The following is an 18,622-nucleotide window of genomic DNA, read 5'->3' as shown; positions in this document are numbered from 1 at the left end:
CTTTTCAGGGCGTTGTGCCAGATATGGATCAAGCGATGGATACTGCGGCTCAAGACCAAAAGACGCTCCTTCTGACCGGGGCGAGCCGGGGCATCGGCCATGCCACGGCCAAGGCTTTCGCCAACAAGGGATGGCGGGTGATTGGCTGCTCGCGGCAGGCGTTCTCGCCCGAATGCCCTTGGCCGGGCGGGGCGCAGGATCATGTTCAGGTCGATCTAAGCGACCCGAACCAGACGATTGAGGCCGTGGCACAGGTCAAAAGGCTGCTGAACGGCAACCCGCTGCATGCGCTGGTCAACAACGCAGGTATTTCGCCAAAGGGCGAAGACGGCGCAAGACTTAGCACGCTCGACACCGATCTGCGGACGTGGGGGCAGGTGTTTCATGTGAATTTCTTTGCCTCCGTGGTGCTGGCGCGCGGGCTTCAGGATGAGCTGTCAGCCGGGCGCGGGTCGGTGGTGAATGTGACGTCAATTGCCGGGTACCGGGTGCATCCATTCGCCGGGGCGGCCTATGCCACGTCAAAGGCGGCGCTTGCCGCGCTGACCCGTGAGATGGCCCATGATTTCGGCCCGCTTGGCGTTCGGGTCAATGCAATCGCACCGGGTGAGGTGGAAACCGCAATCCTGAGCGAAGGCACCGATAAGATCGTGCGCAGCATTCCCATGCGCCGCCTTGGCCAACCCGAAGAAGTCGCGCGGGCGATCTATTTTCTATGCAGCGAAGAAAGCTCTTATGTCTCGGGGACCGAGATTGAGATCAATGGCGGGCAGCACGTCTAAGACGCGCGCAGGAGCTACCCTAAGGCCGGGAACTGCGCGCGGTTGCCCGGTCTGACAATTCCGTGATCGGGGCAGTCTGCGGCTGTCATTGCCGGGCATTGGACTTATGTACAGCCCCTCACGTCAGGGCAGCTATACGCGCGCTCCCCTCAGGCAAAGCATACCCCAAGGGACAACCACTTCATGATAAAATTCGAATTGAACGGGCGGCAAATCTCTGTCGACGCTGACCCGGATATGCCCCTGTTGTGGGCGATCCGCGATGAAATCGGTCTTACCGGCACCAAGTTCGGCTGCGGCATCGGTGCCTGTGGCGCTTGCACCGTGCACATCGACGGCACCGCCACACGGTCCTGCATCACCTATCTCGCGGATGTAGAGGGCCAGTCGGTCACCACCATCGAAGGGCTGGACGAGAAGGGCAATCACCCCGTTCAAGAAGCATGGCGCAACCTGCGCGTGCCGCAATGCGGCTACTGCCAGTCGGGCCAGATCATGCAGGCAGCGTCGCTGTTGCAAGACACGCCGAACCCCAGCGACGAAGACATCGACGCGGTGATGACCGGCAACCTTTGCCGCTGCATGACCTATCCCCGTATCCGTCAAGCCGTGCGCGATGCCGCCACCGCTATGGGAGGCTCCGACAATGGCTAATCTTATGTCCCGCCTGAAAGGCTCCGACACTCAATCGCAAATGACCCGCCGTGGGTTTCTGGTGTCGATGACCGCCGCTGGCGTTGCCTTTGGCTTCCCACAGGCGTCAAATGCCGCGATGAACCCCGCCGTGCCAGATGGCACACCGATCACGCCCAACGGCCAGACGTTTGAGCCGTCGATGTGGTACTGGATCGACGCCGACGGACAGGTCAACGTCAACATCATTCGTGCCGAGATGGGCCAACACGTCGGCACCGCCATCGCGCGTATTCTGGCGGATGAGCTGGAAGTCGCCTGGGAAGATGTTCACATCACCCACGTTGATACGGCTGAGAAATGGGGCCTGATGGTCACCGGCGGCAGCTGGTCGATCTGGCAAAGCTGGCCGGTCTACCGTCAGGCAGGCGCTGCCGGGCGCACAGCCTTGATCGAAGCGGCAGCGACCAAATGGGGCGTTGATGCCTCTGGCCTCACCGCCCGCGACGGTGCTGTGACCGATGGCACGCAAAGCATCAGCTATGGCGATCTGGTGGCCGAAGGGCTCGACCGGAGCTTTACCGAAGACGAGTTGGCAGCCCTGCCGTTGAAACCCCACGCAGATCTGCGTCTTGTGGGTCAGGATGTGCATCCGCTTGATCTGGATACAAAAACCACCGGTCAGGCGATCTATGGTCTGGATGCCAAGGTTGACGGCATGGTCTACGGCGTGCCGATGCTGCCGCCGACGCGCTATGGCTCCAAGGTCAATTCAGTCGATGACAGCGCCGCGAAAGAGGTCAAAGGCTACCTTGAGACCGTGGTGCTGGATGATCCGTCGGGTACCGTGCCGGGCTGGGTCGTGGTGTTGGGCAAAACGCTCCACGCCGCGCGGATGGCTACCTATGAGATCAGCGTTGATTGGACCGCAGGCGAGACGGCAGATGTGTCAGAGGATGACATCCAAGCCCGCTCGCGCGAATTGATCGGCAGCGATGCCGGGTCGATCCTGCATACCGAACAGCCCGAGACCAGCGCCGTTTTCGACGCCGCTGCCGAGACGCTGGAGGCCGAGTACACCACGCAATCCGTGCTGCACTTCCAGATGGAGCCGGTGAACGCGACCGTCTTCCAAAACGCCGATGGCATCTGGGAAACCCATGCGGGCAACCAGTGGCAATCGCTGATCCTGCCCACACTGTCCACGGCACTTGAAGTGCCTGCCGACAAGATCGTCATGCGCAGCTATATGCTGGGCGGTGGCTTTGGCCGTCGTTTGAATGGCGACTACATCCTGCCTGCAGCACTTGCGTCCAAAGCTGTGGGCAAGCCCGTCAAGCTGGTCTTCTCCCGCGAGGAAGATGCCCAGTTCGACAGCATCCGGTCGCCTTCAGTACAGAAGCTACGCATGGCGTTTGACGATGCCAAGGCCGTCACAGGGATGGAACACCACGCCGCCGCCGGTTGGCCGACGCAGGTGATGGCACCGGGCTTCATGCCCAAAGGTGTCAACGAAGAGCCTTACGATCCCTTTGCAATCGACGGTGCCGATCACTGGTACACCGTCGGCGCACACCGTGTGCGGGCGATCTCGAACGATCTGGCGAACGCGACCTTCCGCCCCGGCTGGCTGCGTTCGGTCGGGCCGGGCTGGACCAACTTTGCCGTCGAAAGCTTCATGGACGAGGCCGCGCATAAGGTCGGTGCCGATCCGTTGCAGTTCCGTTTGGATCACCTGAAGGCTGAAGGCATCAACGCAGGCTCTGCGCCCAACGCGGTCGGTGGCGCATCGCGCCAAGCGACCGTTCTGCAGCGCGTGGCAGAGATGTCGGGCTATGGCACAAACGACCTGCCGGAGGGCACGGCAATCGGCATTGCCACGACCTTTGGCCAATCGCGCAGCATGCCGACGTGGACCGCTGCCGCTGTCAAGCTGGCGGTGGATGCCGAGACGGGTGAAGTGGCTGTGCAGAAGATGTGGCTCGCGTTCGATTGCGGTACGGTTGTCGACCCCGACGGGGCGCACGCGCAATGCGTTGGCGCGGCACTTTGGGGTCTGTCCATGGCGCTGCACGAAGGCACGCGGATCGAAAGCGGCAATGTTGTTGACCTCAACCTCGGCTCCTACACGCCACTGCGGATGGTCGATGTGCCGGATGTCGAAGTCGCATTCGTGGAAAGCACGGAAGCGCCTGTTGGTCTTGGCGAGCCCGGCACCACGGTCATCGCGCCTGCCATCGCCAACGCGATCTTCAACGCGACGGGCGCGCGGGTACGGCATCTGCCGATCACCTCTGATGCGATCCTCGCGGCAAAAGAAAGCTAAGCATTTGACGGGCGCGAAATCTCGCGCCCGTCTATTCCTTCTCAGCCGGTCATAAGATCGTTGAGAGTTGGCCTACTTCAGACGTCTTTCCACAGACTTCTGAACCTAGGTATCACTTACACTCACCTCTGAAACGTCAGCTCACCGCCCATGATGGTCGCGCGGGCGTTGGCATCGGTGATCTGCGCGGGGGGCAACTGGGTCAAGTCATGGCTCAGCACGGCCACATCGGCATCCATGCCGGGTTTGAGCCTGCCACGAGTGTCTTCGGCAAACTCAACCCACGCGTTATCGCGGGTATAGCTTGCCAGCGTGTCTTCCAAGCTTTGGCTCTGATCCGCCCATTCTTTGCCAAGGTCCAGCGGCGCAATCGCGGCCTTGATGGTGCGCATGACATCCACGGGGATCACCGGCCAATCGGTTGAAAAGACGACCTTAGCGCCGCTTTCACGGATAGTTTGCCATGCATAGGCGCCCGCGATCTGATCGGGGTGCAGATAGTTGGTGACGCCTTCGGGCGGGAAGATATGGCCAAGCGGGGCGTGACCCGGTTGCAGCGACGCGACGATGCCCAACTCAGATAAGCGGGGCAGGTCATCAAGATGCATCACCTCGATATGTTCAATCCGGTGGCGGCTGTCGCGTGTGCCATTGGCCTTTTGTGCAGCTTCAAAAGCATCAATCGTGCGCCGTACGGCAGCGTCACCGATCGCATGGACCGCGATCTGAAAGCCGAGCCGATCCGCTTCCACACATGCGGCGATAAAATGCTCTTGGGTAAAGACTTCATCGCCGGTGTTGCCATCCGCACCAAGATCGCCGGGGTAGGGGCGCAGCATCAGCGCGGTGCCGCTTTCGATCACGCCGTCGATGAACATTTTTACATGGATGCAGCGCAGTTTGTCGCCTTGGTAATCGGCGCGCATGGCGGGGGCTTCTTCGGTCAGCCGCGTGACGGGATCGGTGCCTTTAAGGTGAAAGGGCACGGTGCAGCGGCAGATCAGACGTCCTTCGGCCTCAAGCTCGGACAGCAGCTCAAGCTGGTAGCGGTTGCCGTCCATCAGGTGCAAGCCGGTGATGCCTTGCGCGGCGCAATGGGCCAGGCCGCGGGCAATGACATCTTTGTCCATCTCGCGCTGCTGGGCGCTTGGGGCGGGGACCGGGTCTTTGCCGCTGGTCAGCCCCAGCATATCGCGGCCGCCGTGGCGGGTAAGTTCGAGGACCGGACTATAGGCGCCGGGTTCCAGCAGTTCACCACTTGCCAGTCCATCCGCGCCCATGACGATTTCCGAGCCCGCATCGACAGTGCCGCCTTCCAGCAGCCCGGCGGCTTTCAGCGCGGCGGTATTGGCCCAGACGGTGTGATGGTCAGGCGCAAACATGGCAAGGGGACGGTCAGGCAGGATGGTGTCCAGATCCTGTCGGGTCAGCGTGCTGCCGGTGCCAAGAATACCGTAGTCGGCCATCACGCAGAACAGCAGCGCGTCGTTCGGGTTCGCGTCGGAATAGGGTAGGATCAGACGGCGCATTTCGTCCAAACCTTTGACGCCATAAAGGTTGAGGTATTCCAATTCGACCGAGCCGCCAAAGAGATGCACATGGCTGTCGATGAACCCTGGCAACACGGTGCCGCCCTGCGCGTCGATAACGCGGGTATCAGGGCCGATCTGCGCCATCACCTCGGCGTCCGTTCCGACATGGGTGATTTTACCGCCACTGATGGCCAGCGCTGCCGCATTGGGCTGGGCGTCATCAAAGGTCATCAAAGCCCCGTTGTGGATGACGATATCTGCCGACATGGAGATGTTCCTTTGTCTTGTCTGGGGTCGTTGAGGTGCAGGCGGATCAAAGCCCGCCTGCACTGGTGTTGCGCTTACTTCTGAAGGTCAGTCCAGATCGCGGTGTAGAGCTTTTGCGCCTCGGGCGGGCATACCTTGGCGACATAGGCCGCCGATTTCAGCTCTTCCGGAACCACAACTTCGGGCGCGCTTTTCATGTCTTCGGGCATGAACTCTTCCGAGCCTTTGATGCCGTTCGCATAGCGCGCGAACTCAGACAGCATCGCAGCATTTTCCGGGTCCATCACGAAGTTGAGAAAGGTCTTCGCTTCTTCCACATTGGTCGCATCGGCGAGGATCGCGGCGTTGTCCATCCAGACCGGGTAGCCTTCTTGTGGGTAGCCAAAGGCGATGTCTTCGTTCTGGTTGCGCGCACGGAAGGACGCGCCGTTCCAGTTCACCCCAGCGGCAAGGTCACCCTTGGCGTATTTCTCGATGTTGCCATAGTCCATCGACAACCAGTTCGGCTTGGCGGCACGCAGGATGTCGCGGACCTTTTTCAAGACCTCTTTGTCTGCCGTACATTGCTCGCCACCCGCATAATGTATCGCCATGCCCATGACGTCGTTCATTTCCGGCACGACGTTGATCTTGCCTTTCAACTCTTCCGGTGGATCAAAGATCACGGCGGCGGTGTTGATGTCGCCGCTATAGACTGACGTGTTGACCGTCACACCAACGGTGCCCCACTGCCATGGCACGGTGTAGTTGCGGCCGGGATCGAATTCGACATCGACCCACTGCGGGTCCATATGTTTAAAATTCTCCATCTCGTTGGGTTTGCTTTCCATCAGCAACCCTTCACCGACGAAGATCGGCACATAGGTCCCCGACGGCACGACGATGTCAAAGCCATGCCCGCCCGCTTTGATCTTGGCCAGCGCGGTGTCGTTGCTGTCATAGTCCGTGATGGTGACCTTGATGCCGGTCTCTTTCTCGAACTTCTCGATCATCTCGGGGCTGGTGTAATTGCCCCAGTTGTAGAGGTTCAGCTCCCCTTCGGCCAAGGCTGGTCCGGCAAGGACGAGGCCGATCGCTGTCAGTGTCTTTTTCATCTTAAGCTCCCTTTGGTTGATTATTTTTTGGTTCTGCTGAGCAGAGTGTAGGCGATCACCATCAAGACCGAGATCATCAACAACACGGTCGAAATTGCGTTGATCTCTGGCGTCACCACCCGCCGTAATTGACCCAGCATGTAGGTCGGCAGCGTATCCTGCCCGGCTGATTTCACAAACTCTGTAATCACCACATCGTCGAGGCTGATCACAAAGGCCAGCATCGCACCGGCAAGGATGCCGGGCCAAAGCTGGGGCAGTGTCACCCGGCGGAAAACCTGAAACGGTGTGGCGTAAAGATCGGCTGCTGCTTGCTCTAGGCTCAGGTCCATCCCCTGCAGTCGTGCGCGGATCGGTAGGTAGGCGAAGGGGATGCAAAAGGCCGAATGCGCGATAATCAGATACATCAGCCCCGTGTAGCCAGTGGCGACCTTGATCGTGGCAAAGAAGATCAGCAGCGCCACGGCTGTCACAATCTCGGGCACCATGAGCGGCTGGTGGATCAGCGCAAAAATCGCGGTTTGCCCACGGAATTTGCGGTTGCGGGTGGTGGCGAGGGCCGCAAGAACCGCCGCCGTCGTGGCGATGGCGGCAGCAGACAGCGCGATAATCAGGCTGCGCATCGTCGCCTCTTGTACCATCTCGTTGTCCCACGCCGAGACATACCAGCGCCATGAAAACCCCTCCCAAATCGCGATAGAGGTGCCTGCGTTGAAGGAATAGACCACCAAGAGGACGATGGGCATGTAAAGCATGACAAAGCAGGTCATGGCGATGCCGGAAAAGCCCCTGAGCTTGCGAATGTCGAAACCGCGCTTAGCCATGTTTCACCTCTTCATTCCCCGCCGCGCGGACATAGGCCAGAAGCGCCACCATCACGATCGCCAGCAGCGTAATCGACAGCGCCGCGCCCAAGGGCCAGTTGCGCCCCTGTCCGAACTGCAGCTCGATCAGATTGCCCAGCATCAACTGGTTGCCGCCCCCCATGACGCGCGGTGTTACATAGGCACCCAGCGACGGCACCAGCACCAAGATCGACCCCGCGATGACCCCCGGTTTGACCAGTGGCAGGATCACCCGGCGCAACACGTTGAACCGGGTCGCATAAAGGTCATACCCCGCCTCCACGAGCCGGAAGTCCAACCGCTCAAGTGAAGCGTAGATCGGCAAGACCATCAGCGGCAGATAGACATAGACCATGCCAAGGATGATCGAGAACTCAGTGAATAGCATCTGGATCGGCTCATCAATGATGCCCAGACCCATCAGAACGCTGTTGATCGTGCCTTCGTTGCGGATCAACTCCAGAATGGCAAAGGTGCGGATTAGCAGGTTTGTCCAGAACGGGATGATGATCAGCAGCATCCAAAATTCGCGCTGTTTCTTGGGCCGGGTGGCGATGAAATAGGCCGTCGGAAAGCCAAAGAAGAGACAGGCGATCGTGGTCAGGACCGACAGTTTGACCGACCGCCACAGGATGCTGAGATGTGCGTCAGACCAGCCGAGCGTGTCGTCAAAGATGTCGCGCTGCATCAAGACGCCAAACCAAGCATCGGTCGAAAACTCCCACTCCACGCCGCCGTAATCGCCGGGGGTGAGGAAGGAATAAAACAGCGTGATCAGGAGCGGACCGCTCGCGGCAAAGATTAGGATGATAAGTGCCGGGGTCAGCAGCAGCCAGCGGTTGCGCGCAGCGCGTTGAGAAACGGTGTTGGAAAGCTCTGCCATGGCTTAGTCCTTCAACACTTGCGCGGCTCCGGCGGGGAAAGTCAGCCCAACCCGGTCACCGGTTGCAAAGCTGATGTCCTCGGTCGGAGAGTTCTGCCGACGCAGCACGAAATCGCTGCCGTCGTCGAGGGTAACATGAAAATGCGTATCGGTGCCGAAATAGACCACCTCGCGGAGCGTGCCTGCAAGCAGCCCCGCTCCGTCGTGGGTAAGCTCGGCGTGCTCGGGCCGAAGCGCCAGCGTGACCTTGCTCTGCGCGCCACCATTGGCATGGGCATCTACTTCTTTACCCGAGGCGAGGCGCAGACGGGCGGTTTCTCCGGTGATTGAAATAACCTCGGCGGGGAGGAAGTTCGTATCCCCAATGAAATCGGCAACGAAACGGTCGGCGGGCCTGTCATAGATCTCGCGCGGGCGGCCAATCTGTCGAATGGCGCCGTTTGACATAACCGCGATCCGGTCTGACATGGTTAGCGCTTCTTCTTGGTCGTGGGTCACAAAGATAAAGGTGATGCCGGTTTCGGTTTGCAGTCGTTTCAACTCCAACTGCATCTGTTTGCGCAGTTTGAAATCGAGCGCGCTGAGCGGCTCATCCAGCAAAAGGATCTTGGGGCGGGGGGCCAAGGCACGGGCAAGAGCCACGCGCTGCTGCTGCCCACCAGAAATTTGCCCGGTCTGACGGTCGGCGAGATGCGACATCTGCACCAGTTCCATCATCTCGCCCACTGTCGCTTTGACGGACGCTTTGGGCGTGCCAAGCATTTGCAGCCCGAAGGCAATGTTTTCGGACACCGTCATATGCGGGAAAAGCGCGTAGTTCTGAAAAACCGTATTGATCGGGCGTTTATAAGGGGGCGCGTCGAGCAGGCTTTCCCCGAACATATCCAGCTTGCCGGAGGTCGGATGTTCAAATCCCGCAATCAGTCTGAGTAGGGTCGTCTTGCCGCAACCAGACGGCCCAAGCAGCGTGAAAAATTCGTTGTCATGGATCTCAACATCAATGCTTGCCAGTGCTTCTACCGGAGGATTGCCCGGATATACCTTGCGCAGCGATTGCGCGGTGATTGCCTTGGTCATTGAACCCCCTGTCTGTTTGGCCTGCGTTATTTGATCAAACAAGCTCACACCCGCATGATTGCGGCAATGGGCCTGACAATATATACCCCCACTGGGGTAGTAAATTTGACCATATTGCCCGAAAGGTGAGTATTTTTTGAGCGATAATCTATCTGCGAGCGAAGTTTCCCTGCTCCGCGACGCCATGCGCGCGGTCGGCACCCCGGGCTTTTTCGAGACCTATCAAGCACTTTTTCGCGCGCGGGTTGCCTTTAGCACCTTTCTTATGATGCGTTTCGATCCCGGCCAGCCGCCCAGCCTTTTGGACAATTGGATCGAGCCGGGCCGCCTGCGTCCCACGGCGCTGAACGAATATCTTGATAGCACCTATGCGTTTGACCCGTTCTTTCAGTATCGAGATCGCGCGGAGGGGGGCGGCGTTTTTCGCCTGGCAGAGGTGGCGCCCGATCGGTTCTTCTCCAGCGAATATTACCTGCAATATTACCGCGGGTCGGGCCTGTGTGACGAAGTCGGGCTGCTGGCACCATTGGCGCAGGGTGGGGTGGCGCATTTGTCGATGAGCAGGCGTGATGCCCAAGGGCCGTTTCGCCGGGCCGAGCTGCGATATCTGCGTAAATATGCGCCGATCTTGATCGAATTGCTGACGCAACACTGCAGTTTGTTAGTGCCGCCGCAACAGGCTGGGACGGTTACCACGCGCCCGCCGTTGACAGACCTGATCCGCAATCATGCAAAGGACGTGTTGCACCTTGCCCTGACCGCACGCGAGGCGCAGATTGCGGGGCTGGTTTTGCAGGGCCACTCCAACGGTTCAGCCGCCAAAACGCTGGAGATCGCCACCGAGACTTGCAAGGTTCACCGCCGCAATCTCTACCGCAAGCTGAACATTTCCTCGCAGCGTGATCTGTTCGGTCTGTTCAAGCATTTGCTGTAAGCCGCAACGGTATTGAGATTGCCCATGTGCCGGGACGGCTGCGTTTAACAAGGGGTTACGCGTCATCGTACCTTAGGGTCCCGACAGGGTAGGCATGCGGGTTAGGTCATGCGCTGCGTGGCTTCAAAACGCGCGCTGTTCTATGCTGCTGTTGCCACATCGCTTGCGCGGGTCATTAAGAGTAAAGTGTGCGATAATGTCGGGCGCGCGGGGATCGGTTTCCTGCGCTTCACCTAAGATAGGACACCCACAAAAGAATGGTCAGCACTGTGCCAACCAGCAAAGGCGCGGCGGAAACGCCATCGCGCGCGCAAGCTCTATTCCGGGGTCTGATCACTGCCGTTGTTCTTACGTATTTCGCAGGTCTCGCCCTGCTAACTTGGGCCGACTACAACCGCGCCACGACCCGCGCTGAGATCGAGCTTGAGCATTTTGCCGAACTCTATGAACGGGCGGTCGATGCCACCCTGTCGGTTGCGAACGTGCGGATGCGGGGGCTGATCGACGAATTGGCGACGGCACTTTTGGACAACCCAGATCGGTTTGAGGCGCAATATGGCGATGTAATGGCGGCAGCCGTGAACTCGATTGAACAGGTCGATTCATTGGGGCTTATCGGTGCCGATGGCGTTGTGCTTTGGGCCACGGCAAAGCCATTGATGGGGCGCTATCTAGGTGATCGCGCCTACTTTCAGGCTGCGATCGGCCTTGGCGTTGATGAATACACTGTTGGGGTGCCGATCAAGTCTCGCGCGACCGGGCGCCGTTTTACGCCAATTGCTTGGCCGCTGATTGGCATAGATGGCCGGGTGCGCGGCGTTTTAGCTTCTTCTCTGGGCGAGGATTATTACGCGCAACTGCTCGCGGCGGATGGGCTTGAACCGGACATGCATGTCGAGGTTGTGACCGCCAAGGGTGAACGCGCCTTTGTCGCGGGGCAGGCGTCACGCGACCCCGATACGCCGGTGTTTCGCGCGCGCAAAGCGATCCCGGCGCTTGATCTTTATGTGGACGTGACCCGCAGCAAAGCGGCGGTCATGCGCAGCTATTGGCAGCGTACTTTGGTTTTCGGAGGCCTTGCGACGATCCTATTTCTGACAGTGATCAACGCGGCAATCCGCGCCCGACGGCAATCGACCCAGTTGGCCCAAGCCTTGCGCAATTCAGAGCGGGACCGCGAGCGGATCCGGGCAGCGCAGAGCGGATTTGACGCCATTTTTGAAAATGTCGGCGATGGGATTATCGTCTACAATGGCAACAACACGCTCTACCGTTCCAACCGTAGGGCGCGGGCGCTTATGGGGGTGTCCTCGGACATTGAAGCCGTTGATCAGCTGCGCAAATTGGTCCCGCCCTTCGCGGAAATGGACGAAGATGCTGCTGTGCACCGCATCCATATCCGCAATGCCGCGCATGAAAACATGGCTGTCCAATGCCGGGTTATGAAAATGCACCTGCAGGGGGATTGCATCTCTTACAACGTGCTTCAAGATATCTCTGCCGAAGAGCGTTTGGCGGCGGCGCGTACGGCCTTTGTAATGTCGGTGAACCACGAGCTGAGCACCCCGCTTAGATCTTTGGCCGGATCGCTTGAAATCCTCCATGAACGGTTTGGCGACACCATACCGAAAAGCGCGGGCGAATTGTTGACGATGGCGACCCGCAATGCGGAACGTTTGTTGGTGCTGGTCAATGATATCCAGACCCTTCAAGCGATTGATCAGCAACAGCTTAGCATCCAGTTTGAGCGTGTCGCTGTGTCAGACCTGTTGTCCGAGGCCATTGCGACAAATTCCGGGTATGGGGCGAACCGTGATGTTCGGCTTAAGATGCGCACCGCGCCCGACGCACCGCAGGATGCCTATATTCGGGTCGATCCGGTCCGGATGCAGCAGATTTTGTCGAACCTGATCTCCAACGCAATCAAATACACGCCCCGCGGTGGGACAGTGAAAATTGGCGCTGATGTGGATCAAGAGAAGGTCACGTTCTATGTCTGCGACGCGGGTCCGGGCATTCCTCGATCCGCGCATGATCGAATGTTCAAAAGGTTCGCCGACCCTGTTCATTCTCGTGACACCCAAGCGTATGGGACCGGGCTGGGGCTAGCCATCACTGAAGAATTGGTAACGCGGCAAGGCGGCGACATAAGCTTTGAGACGCAGTCCGTGGAAGACGGGTCCGAAAATCCCGGCACGACATTCTTTGTGCGGTTTGCCCGTGATGATACCGGGCCTCTGCAAAAGGCCTCGGGGTGAGAGGGCCAGTCGTAGATACCGGCCAAGCCACGAGCGCGCCCGTCTGCAGATAGGGGGGTGCCGCGATGGCAACGATGAAACGCTGCTCATTTGCGATCTTGTCGGGGGTGAAGTTGGCACCAAGCGGGCAGGCCAGCGGTAAGGGGGTGCTGGTTGCTCAACAATGTGGGGCTTGAGATTTCGCTTGCCCCCGCTGCAGGTTTCATGCGGCGCGGTCGGCCCGTTTTGCCGCTAGATGGTAAAAACAGAAAAAATCGCACTTTCGAGCGACGGAAATTTTCCCGTCCCACGTTTTACCTGCAAGTCGGTTAACCTGAAAGACATTATGATGAAGCGAATTGCGGAGTTATTGCTCGGCCTGATGGCCGTGGCTGCTGTTACCTATTGGCTCTTTGGTGACAGGCTGATGCCCTCGGACGGGGCGGCGGCGACTGAAGAAACCGGCGCAGGCACCGCACCGGGTGGGCGTCAAGGTGGGGGCCGAGCGGGCGGAAGCCGCGCCGCTATGGTGACCATGCAGCCTGTCGACCTCAGCCCCTATGCGTTGGAGTATCAGGCCGTCGGCACGATTGAATCCACAGCGCGTGTGGCGGTGGTGGCAGAGGCCAGCGGCCAAGTCGAAGAATTGCTGGTCGCGCCGGGTGACAGGGTGGCCGCAGACGCGCCGCTGCTGCGGTTGGAGCAGCGGACTCAAACGCTGGATTTGGCCAGTGCAAAAGCGTCGCTCACCGAGGCGCAAAATGCGCTAGAGCGTGTGCAGCGGTTGAGTTCGACAGGGTCCGTGGCCGTGACCTCGGTACAGGTGCAAGAGGCGCAGACAGCGGCGAACATCGCGCAGGTGGCGGTCGACCGTGCAGAGCTGGAGCTTGATCGCCGCATCGTCCGCGCCCCGATCGAAGGGGTGGTTGGGCTGATGGACGCGCGCTTGGGTGACTACTTGAACGCCAATGCGCAGATCACCACGGTCAGCGTGCCCGAGCAGTTGAAGGTTGGCTTCTCGCTGCCTGAAAGCGCCGTTGCTGTGCTGGAGCCGGGCCTGATGGTCGATGTGCTGCTGCCCTCTCGAATTGGGCGGGTATTCAAAGGCCAGATCACCGCCATCGATACCGAAATTGATACGACAACCCGCCTGATCGATGTTGAGGCGCAGCTTCAGGGGGATGTCGCCGGGCTGCGGCATGGGATGATCGCCAATGTGGTGCTGATCGAAGAGCAAGCGGCGATGCCTGCGATTTCGGCGCTGTCGATCTCGTGGAGCCGTGAGGGTGCGTCTGTTTTCGTGGCTGAGGAAGGCACTGTGCGCCGCGTGCCCGTCACCATTCGGCACCGTTTGGATGATCGCGTCTGGGTCGATGGTGCGCTTGCCGTGGGCGATCAGATCGTCGTCGAAGGGGTGCAAAAGCTGCGCGAAGGCGGGCAGGTGCAGACGTTGCAATTGGCACGGGCAGATACCGAAGGTCGTGCAGCGGCCCGGCAAAACGCGCAGGAGCCCACAATAAATGAGTAGTCCCGCGCCCAAAGCAGGCTTTTCCAGCCTGTTCGTTAAGCGGCCTGTCTTGGCGGTTGTGCTGAACCTGTTGATCATCATCGCGGGCGCTGCCGCCTACCTTGGCGTCGATATTCGTGAGATGCCCAATGTCGACCAGCCCGTGCTGTCGGTGCGCACCACCTATGAGAATGCCGCGCCTGAAACGGTCGATACCGAAGTCACCGCGGTGCTTGAGGATGCGTTAAGCGCGCTAGAAGGGGTTGAGGCGATCTCTTCTCAGTCCAGCTTTGGCAGCTCGCGGATTACGCTGGAACTGTCGTCATCCGTGGATATCAACACAGCCTCGAATGAGGCGCGCGAGATCGTGGCAGGGCTTAGCCGGCAATTGCCTGAGGATCTGGAGCCGGCGGTTAGCAAAAACGATGCAGACGCCGATCCGATCATTCGTGTTGCCCTTTATGGCACGGCCAGCCTTGAAGACCTGTCTCGGCTGGCCGAAGACCGCGTTGCCACCGAATTGGGTGGCATTGACGGGATCGCCACGGTCGAGGTCGCGGGCACGCAGGAGTATGAGTATCTCGTGCGGTTGAACATGACCGCACTGACGGGGCGCGGGCTCACGGTTGAGGATGTCTCCACCGCTTTGGCACAGCTTGATAACAGCGCGGCCCTTGGCTCGCTGGAAAGTGCAGATCAGAAACTGACTTTAAAACTCGCTTCCGAAGATGTGTTGGTCGAAGACATCGCCAGCCTGCGGATCGACAAGAATACCCGGTTGAGCGACGTGGCGTTGGTGCAGTTGACTGCCGTGGACCGTACGGTTTTCTCGCGGGTGAATGGCCAAGCTGCGGTGGCGATCAACGTCTATCGCCAGTCGGTCGCAAATACGCTGACCATCAGCCAGGACGTTGCTGCCGCCTTGGCAGATTTGCAGTTGGACATGCCCGATGGGGTGCAGATGGTCACGACGGCCGATGACGGCATCTATGTCGAACAGGCGCTGAATGAGGTGGTCAGTTCAATCCTGCTGGCCGTGGTGATCGTGGTGCTGGTGCTTTACGCATTCCTACGCTCGTGGCGGGCGGTGCTAATCCCGGCGCTGACCATTCCGGTGGCGCTGATCGGGACATTGGCGGCGATTTGGATGGCGGGATTTTCGGTTAACACAATCACGCTGTTGGCCTTGGTCTTGGCCACCGGCATGGTCGTTGATGACGCCATTGTCGTAGTCGAAAACGTTGTGCGCAAACGGCAAGAAGGGTTGGGGCGGTACGCGGCGGCAGCCGAGGGGGCGAATGAAGTCTTCTTCGCCGTCATCTCAACCACGGCCACATTGGCGGCGGTCTTTATCCCGATCTCGTTCCTGCCGGGGCAGGCGGGGGGCATTTTCCTTGAGTTCGGCTTTGTACTGGCTTTCTGCGTGACGATCTCGTCTTTCGTGGCGTTGACGCTGGTCCCTATGCTGGCCGCCGTATTGGACCCGGGCCGCACCGGGGAACCCGTGAAGGAGGGCTCTGAGGGCGATGCCAGCCTGCTGGGTCGTGGCTTGCTTTGGCTGGTGGACCGCGCGCTCGCGTTGCCGATCTTGGTCGTTGCGCTGGCGCTGTGCTTTGGGGTCTTTTCAATCTCACTCTATGGCACGCTCAACAGTGCGTTGACCCCAACCGAAGACCGGGGTGCCTTCATGGTTCGGGCCCGTGCGCCTTCGGGTGTGTCATCCAGCTTTACCGATCAGCAGGTGCAGCAGATCGAAAGCATGGTGGCCCCCTATGTCGAAAGCGGTGAGGCTGCGGCGGTACAATCTATCGTCGGGCTTGGCGGGGGGACATCGGCCTTTGTTATCGTGAAGCTTTCCGATTGGTCAGAGCGGGACCGCTCGCAAGAAGAGATCATGGCCGAACTCAACCGCGAGTTTCAGGCGATCACCGGCCTCACCGTTTCTGCACGCTCGCCCAACAGTCTTGGCATTCGGGGCGGGGGCTCGGGGTTGACCGCGGCGGTAACGGGCACAGACCCTGCGCTGCTGACCGCGCAGGCAGAAAAGCTGGTTACCGCCATGCAGGCGCAGCCCGCGCTGTTTTCAAGCGCGCAGCTTAGCGAAGAAGCCTATGTCCCTGAGATTGAGGTAACGATCAATGCCGATCTTGCGCGCGAGTATGGGCTGACCCCCTCTGAGATCGACGCCACGATCAGCGCCATGACCGCCGGGGTAGAGGCCGCAGAGGTGTTTCTCAACGGCGAAGAGATCACCGTGCAGGTTGAACCGGGTGGCCGCCCGATCAACGATCCTGCCGACCTCAACACCGTATCTCTGCGTGGCGATACGGGCAGTTTCCTGCCCCTGTCCAGCGTGGCGCAGTTTGAACAGGTGGCGGGCCTGTCGCGGGTCAGTCGCGAAGCAGGCAACCGCGCCGTCGCCGTCCAAGCGGCCCTGCCCAGCGGGGTCGATATGGGCGAGGCAGCAGCGGCGCTGGAGGAACTGGCCCGCGAAGTGTTAGATGAGGGGGTGACCCTTGTGTTCACCGGCGAAGCGGCCAGCCTAGAGACGGCAGAGAACGGCATCTATATGGTCTTCGGCATTGCGTTCCTCATCGTGCTCTTGGTGCTGTCAGCGCAGTTCGAAAGCCTGATCTCTGCTGCCGTTATCATGCTCGCCGTGCCCTTCGGGCTGGGCGCTGCGGTGGTGGCAATCGCCGTGACGGGCGGCAGCCTGAACTACTACAGCCAGATCGGTCTGGTGCTGTTGATCGGTATCATGGCCAAGAACGGCATCCTGATCGTGGAATTCGCCAACCAATTGCGCGAGGCGGGGGCCACGGTTGATGCGGCCATCCGCAGTGCCATGCGGCTGCGTTTGCGGCCTGTGATGATGACGATGGTCTCGACTGTTTTGGGCGGTGTGCCTCTGATCGCGGCCACGGGTGCCGGCGCAGAAGCGCGAATTGCCGTGGGATGGGTGATGGTGGGCGGGCTTGGATTTGCCACCGTTTTCACCCTCTTTCTGACGCCGGTGCTTTACCGAGTTTTGGCGCCGCTTTCGCCTGTACCGGGTGCCGCGTCGCGGCAGTTGGATCAAGAACTGGCTGCGGCGTAATGCAGGCAAACAGGCGGGGGCGGCTTAATGCTGTGATAAGCGGCGCAGCGTTAAGCCGCCCCTGATGTGAGATAGAACACCTGCCGGGAAATGCGGCTCACCTTGTATCTCCAAACTGCTCAGTCAGAGAGGCGCGGGACATTTTGACCCAATCGCTCTGCTAAGCGCTTGTTTATTCCCCAACTTTGGACCCGTGGCATTTTCGGACTTGCCACTGAGGGTTAGAGTACTCTTAATTGGCGCGGCAAGCTGAACACAGCAGCTGAGCGCGGAATCTTGTGCCGACACTCAGTAAGATCAACCAAGGGAGAGAGACATGAAATTCACCGCAATCCTCGCCGCCAGCACTATTTTGGCAGGCGCTGCCGTCGCACAGGACGTTGATAAATCCGACTGGCCCAGCAGCTTTACTGTCGGCACAGCCAGCCAAGGCGGCACCTATTTCGCATATGGCTCCGGCTGGGCGAACCTTGTGGCGAAAGAACTGGGCCTGACAGGCGGCGGCGAAGTCACCGGCGGCCCGATGCAGAACATGGCGCTGGTCCACACGGGCGAGGCGGCCTTCGGCATGACCACAATGGGCCCCGCCGCGGAATCGCTGGCAGGCACCAACCCCATCGCACCCGGTCTGGAAATGACCCAAGCCTGCGCGATGTTCCCGATGTACCAGACACCGTTCTCGGTGACCGCACTGGCGTCCTCGGGCATCGAAAAGGTCAGCGACATTCCGGCAGGTGCCAAGATCGGCTTTGGTCCGGCGGGCTCCACTTCTGACACCTATTTCCCGCGCATGATGGACACGCTCGGCGTCGAGTATGAGCGCCGCAACGGCGGTTGGACCGATCTGGGTGGCCAGTTGCAGGATGGTCTGCTGGACGTGATCGCATTCGCCGCAGGCGTGCCTGTGCCAGCGGTCAGCCAGTTGGAAGTGCAGACGGATGTGAACATCATCGAGTTCACCGAAGAAGAGCAGGCCAAACTGCTTGAGGAATTCCCGGTATCTGACTTCTCAATCAAAGCCAGCACCTATACCACGCTCGAAGCAGACGCGCGGTCGGTCTCCATGTGGAACTTCGCGATTGCCAACTGCGATCTGCCGGAATCCTTCGTGAAGGCGGCTGTCGACGTGGTAATGTCTGACAACGAGCGTATGACCGGCATCCACAAAGCGGCGGCGTCGACCCTGCCTGAGAACTGGGACAAGAACAAAGTCCTGAAATGGCACCCCGGTGCAGCGGCATGGTTCAAAGAGAACGCGAATGCCGACATTTCCGACGACATGATCTACGGCAACTAAGCTAACGCCTAGACAAACTTGCATGCCGTCCCTAATCGGGGCGGCATCTTGCCATCATCCCGCATGATCGTCGGGAAACATCCCGCATGAGTGTCGGGAAAGGGAGCTTCC

13 protein-coding genes are annotated in these 18,622 nt (G+C 59.8%); 8 read left to right on the top strand and 5 right to left on the bottom strand.

Annotated elements, in window-relative coordinates:
* Window positions 1-23 precede the first annotated feature (23 nt).
* The 3 genes from DSM14862_RS12845 (at window position 24) to DSM14862_RS12835 (ending at window position 3,741) form a co-directional block, all read left to right on the top strand.
* Complete coding sequence (locus DSM14862_RS12845; RefSeq protein ID WP_007117688.1) at window positions 24-782, top strand: SDR family NAD(P)-dependent oxidoreductase; 759 nt, start codon at window positions 24-26, stop codon at window positions 780-782.
* Window positions 783-965: 183 nt separating this feature from the next.
* The gene (locus DSM14862_RS12840) at window positions 966-1,436 is read left to right on the top strand and encodes a (2Fe-2S)-binding protein (RefSeq protein ID WP_007117687.1); all 471 of its coding nucleotides are present in this window, start codon (window positions 966-968) and stop codon (window positions 1,434-1,436) included.
* A complete protein-coding gene (locus DSM14862_RS12835) occupies window positions 1,429-3,741 on the top strand; it encodes a xanthine dehydrogenase family protein molybdopterin-binding subunit (RefSeq protein WP_113075649.1) in 2,313 nt (770 codons plus the stop codon). The genes DSM14862_RS12840 and DSM14862_RS12835 overlap by 8 nt, the downstream gene beginning before the upstream one ends.
* A 122-nt stretch (window positions 3,742-3,863) precedes the next feature.
* Here DSM14862_RS12835 and DSM14862_RS12830 read toward each other — a convergent pair whose 3' ends face one another.
* From DSM14862_RS12830 to DSM14862_RS12810, 5 genes are all read right to left on the bottom strand, one after another.
* Complete coding sequence (locus DSM14862_RS12830) at window positions 3,864-5,540, bottom strand: amidohydrolase (protein ID WP_007117685.1); 1,677 nt, start codon at window positions 5,538-5,540, stop codon at window positions 3,864-3,866.
* Window positions 5,541-5,614: 74 nt separating this feature from the next.
* Window positions 5,615-6,634: an ABC transporter substrate-binding protein gene (locus tag DSM14862_RS12825; protein WP_007117684.1), complete on the bottom strand. Its 1,020-nt coding sequence runs from the start codon at window positions 6,632-6,634 to the stop codon at window positions 5,615-5,617.
* A gap of 20 nt (window positions 6,635-6,654) precedes the next feature.
* Window positions 6,655-7,458 (bottom strand): ABC transporter permease, encoded by an 804-nt coding sequence (locus DSM14862_RS12820; RefSeq protein WP_007117683.1) that lies wholly within the window; start codon window positions 7,456-7,458, stop codon window positions 6,655-6,657.
* Window positions 7,451-8,362, bottom strand: coding sequence for an ABC transporter permease (locus DSM14862_RS12815; protein WP_007117682.1), 912 nt, complete (start codon window positions 8,360-8,362; stop codon window positions 7,451-7,453). The genes DSM14862_RS12820 and DSM14862_RS12815 overlap by 8 nt, the downstream gene beginning before the upstream one ends.
* Window positions 8,363-8,365: 3 nt before the next feature.
* Window positions 8,366-9,439 (bottom strand): ABC transporter ATP-binding protein, encoded by a 1,074-nt coding sequence (locus tag DSM14862_RS12810; RefSeq protein WP_007117681.1) that lies wholly within the window; start codon window positions 9,437-9,439, stop codon window positions 8,366-8,368.
* Window positions 9,440-9,575: 136 nt separating this feature from the next.
* Here DSM14862_RS12810 and DSM14862_RS12805 point away from each other — a divergent pair, with 136 nt between their 5' ends.
* The 5 genes from DSM14862_RS12805 to DSM14862_RS12785 all read left to right on the top strand — a co-directional run bounded on the left by DSM14862_RS12805 (window position 9,576) and on the right by DSM14862_RS12785 (window position 18,511).
* A complete protein-coding gene (locus tag DSM14862_RS12805) occupies window positions 9,576-10,373 on the top strand; it encodes a helix-turn-helix transcriptional regulator (RefSeq protein ID WP_007117680.1) in 798 nt (265 codons plus the stop codon).
* A 269-nt stretch (window positions 10,374-10,642) separates the two neighbouring features.
* Window positions 10,643-12,631, top strand: a complete 1,989-nt coding sequence (locus DSM14862_RS12800; RefSeq protein ID WP_243254264.1) for a sensor histidine kinase — start codon at window positions 10,643-10,645, stop codon at window positions 12,629-12,631.
* Between the two features lie 325 nt (window positions 12,632-12,956).
* Window positions 12,957-14,138 carry an efflux RND transporter periplasmic adaptor subunit gene (locus DSM14862_RS12795; protein ID WP_165481265.1) on the top strand — a complete coding sequence of 394 codons (1,182 nt, stop codon included), beginning with the start codon at window positions 12,957-12,959 and terminating at the stop codon, window positions 14,136-14,138.
* Window positions 14,131-17,214 carry an efflux RND transporter permease subunit gene (locus tag DSM14862_RS12790; protein ID WP_007117676.1) on the top strand — a complete coding sequence of 1,028 codons (3,084 nt, stop codon included), beginning with the start codon at window positions 14,131-14,133 and terminating at the stop codon, window positions 17,212-17,214. The genes DSM14862_RS12795 and DSM14862_RS12790 overlap by 8 nt, the downstream gene beginning before the upstream one ends.
* Before the next feature lie 316 nt (window positions 17,215-17,530).
* Window positions 17,531-18,511, top strand: coding sequence for a TAXI family TRAP transporter solute-binding subunit (locus DSM14862_RS12785; RefSeq protein WP_007117675.1), 981 nt, complete (start codon window positions 17,531-17,533; stop codon window positions 18,509-18,511).
* The last annotated feature ends 111 nt before the right edge of the window (window positions 18,512-18,622 follow it).

It is taken from the genome of Sulfitobacter indolifex, assembly GCF_022788655.1.
Lineage (GTDB): Bacteria > Pseudomonadota > Alphaproteobacteria > Rhodobacterales > Rhodobacteraceae > Sulfitobacter > Sulfitobacter indolifex.
Note: the sequence above shows the minus strand (reverse complement) of the source record. Positions and strands in the feature narration are given on the sequence as shown.

Coding starts and splice junctions, on each gene's coding strand:
- DSM14862_RS12815 (WP_007117682.1), bottom strand. CDS start 8,362: ATGGCAGAGCTTTCCAACACCGTTTCTCAACGCGCTGCGCGCAACCGC.
- DSM14862_RS12820 (WP_007117683.1), bottom strand. CDS start 7,458: ATGGCTAAGCGCGGTTTCGACATTCGCAAGCTCAGGGGCTTTTCCGGC.
- DSM14862_RS12840 (WP_007117687.1), top strand. CDS start 966: ATGATAAAATTCGAATTGAACGGGCGGCAAATCTCTGTCGACGCTGAC.
- DSM14862_RS12795 (WP_165481265.1), top strand. CDS start 12,957: ATGATGAAGCGAATTGCGGAGTTATTGCTCGGCCTGATGGCCGTGGCT.
- DSM14862_RS12845 (WP_007117688.1), top strand. CDS start 24: ATGGATCAAGCGATGGATACTGCGGCTCAAGACCAAAAGACGCTCCTT.
- DSM14862_RS12790 (WP_007117676.1), top strand. CDS start 14,131: ATGAGTAGTCCCGCGCCCAAAGCAGGCTTTTCCAGCCTGTTCGTTAAG.
- DSM14862_RS12810 (WP_007117681.1), bottom strand. CDS start 9,439: ATGACCAAGGCAATCACCGCGCAATCGCTGCGCAAGGTATATCCGGGC.
- DSM14862_RS12830 (WP_007117685.1), bottom strand. CDS start 5,540: ATGTCGGCAGATATCGTCATCCACAACGGGGCTTTGATGACCTTTGAT.
- DSM14862_RS12825 (WP_007117684.1), bottom strand. CDS start 6,634: ATGAAAAAGACACTGACAGCGATCGGCCTCGTCCTTGCCGGACCAGCC.
- DSM14862_RS12835 (WP_113075649.1), top strand. CDS start 1,429: ATGGCTAATCTTATGTCCCGCCTGAAAGGCTCCGACACTCAATCGCAA.
- DSM14862_RS12785 (WP_007117675.1), top strand. CDS start 17,531: ATGAAATTCACCGCAATCCTCGCCGCCAGCACTATTTTGGCAGGCGCT.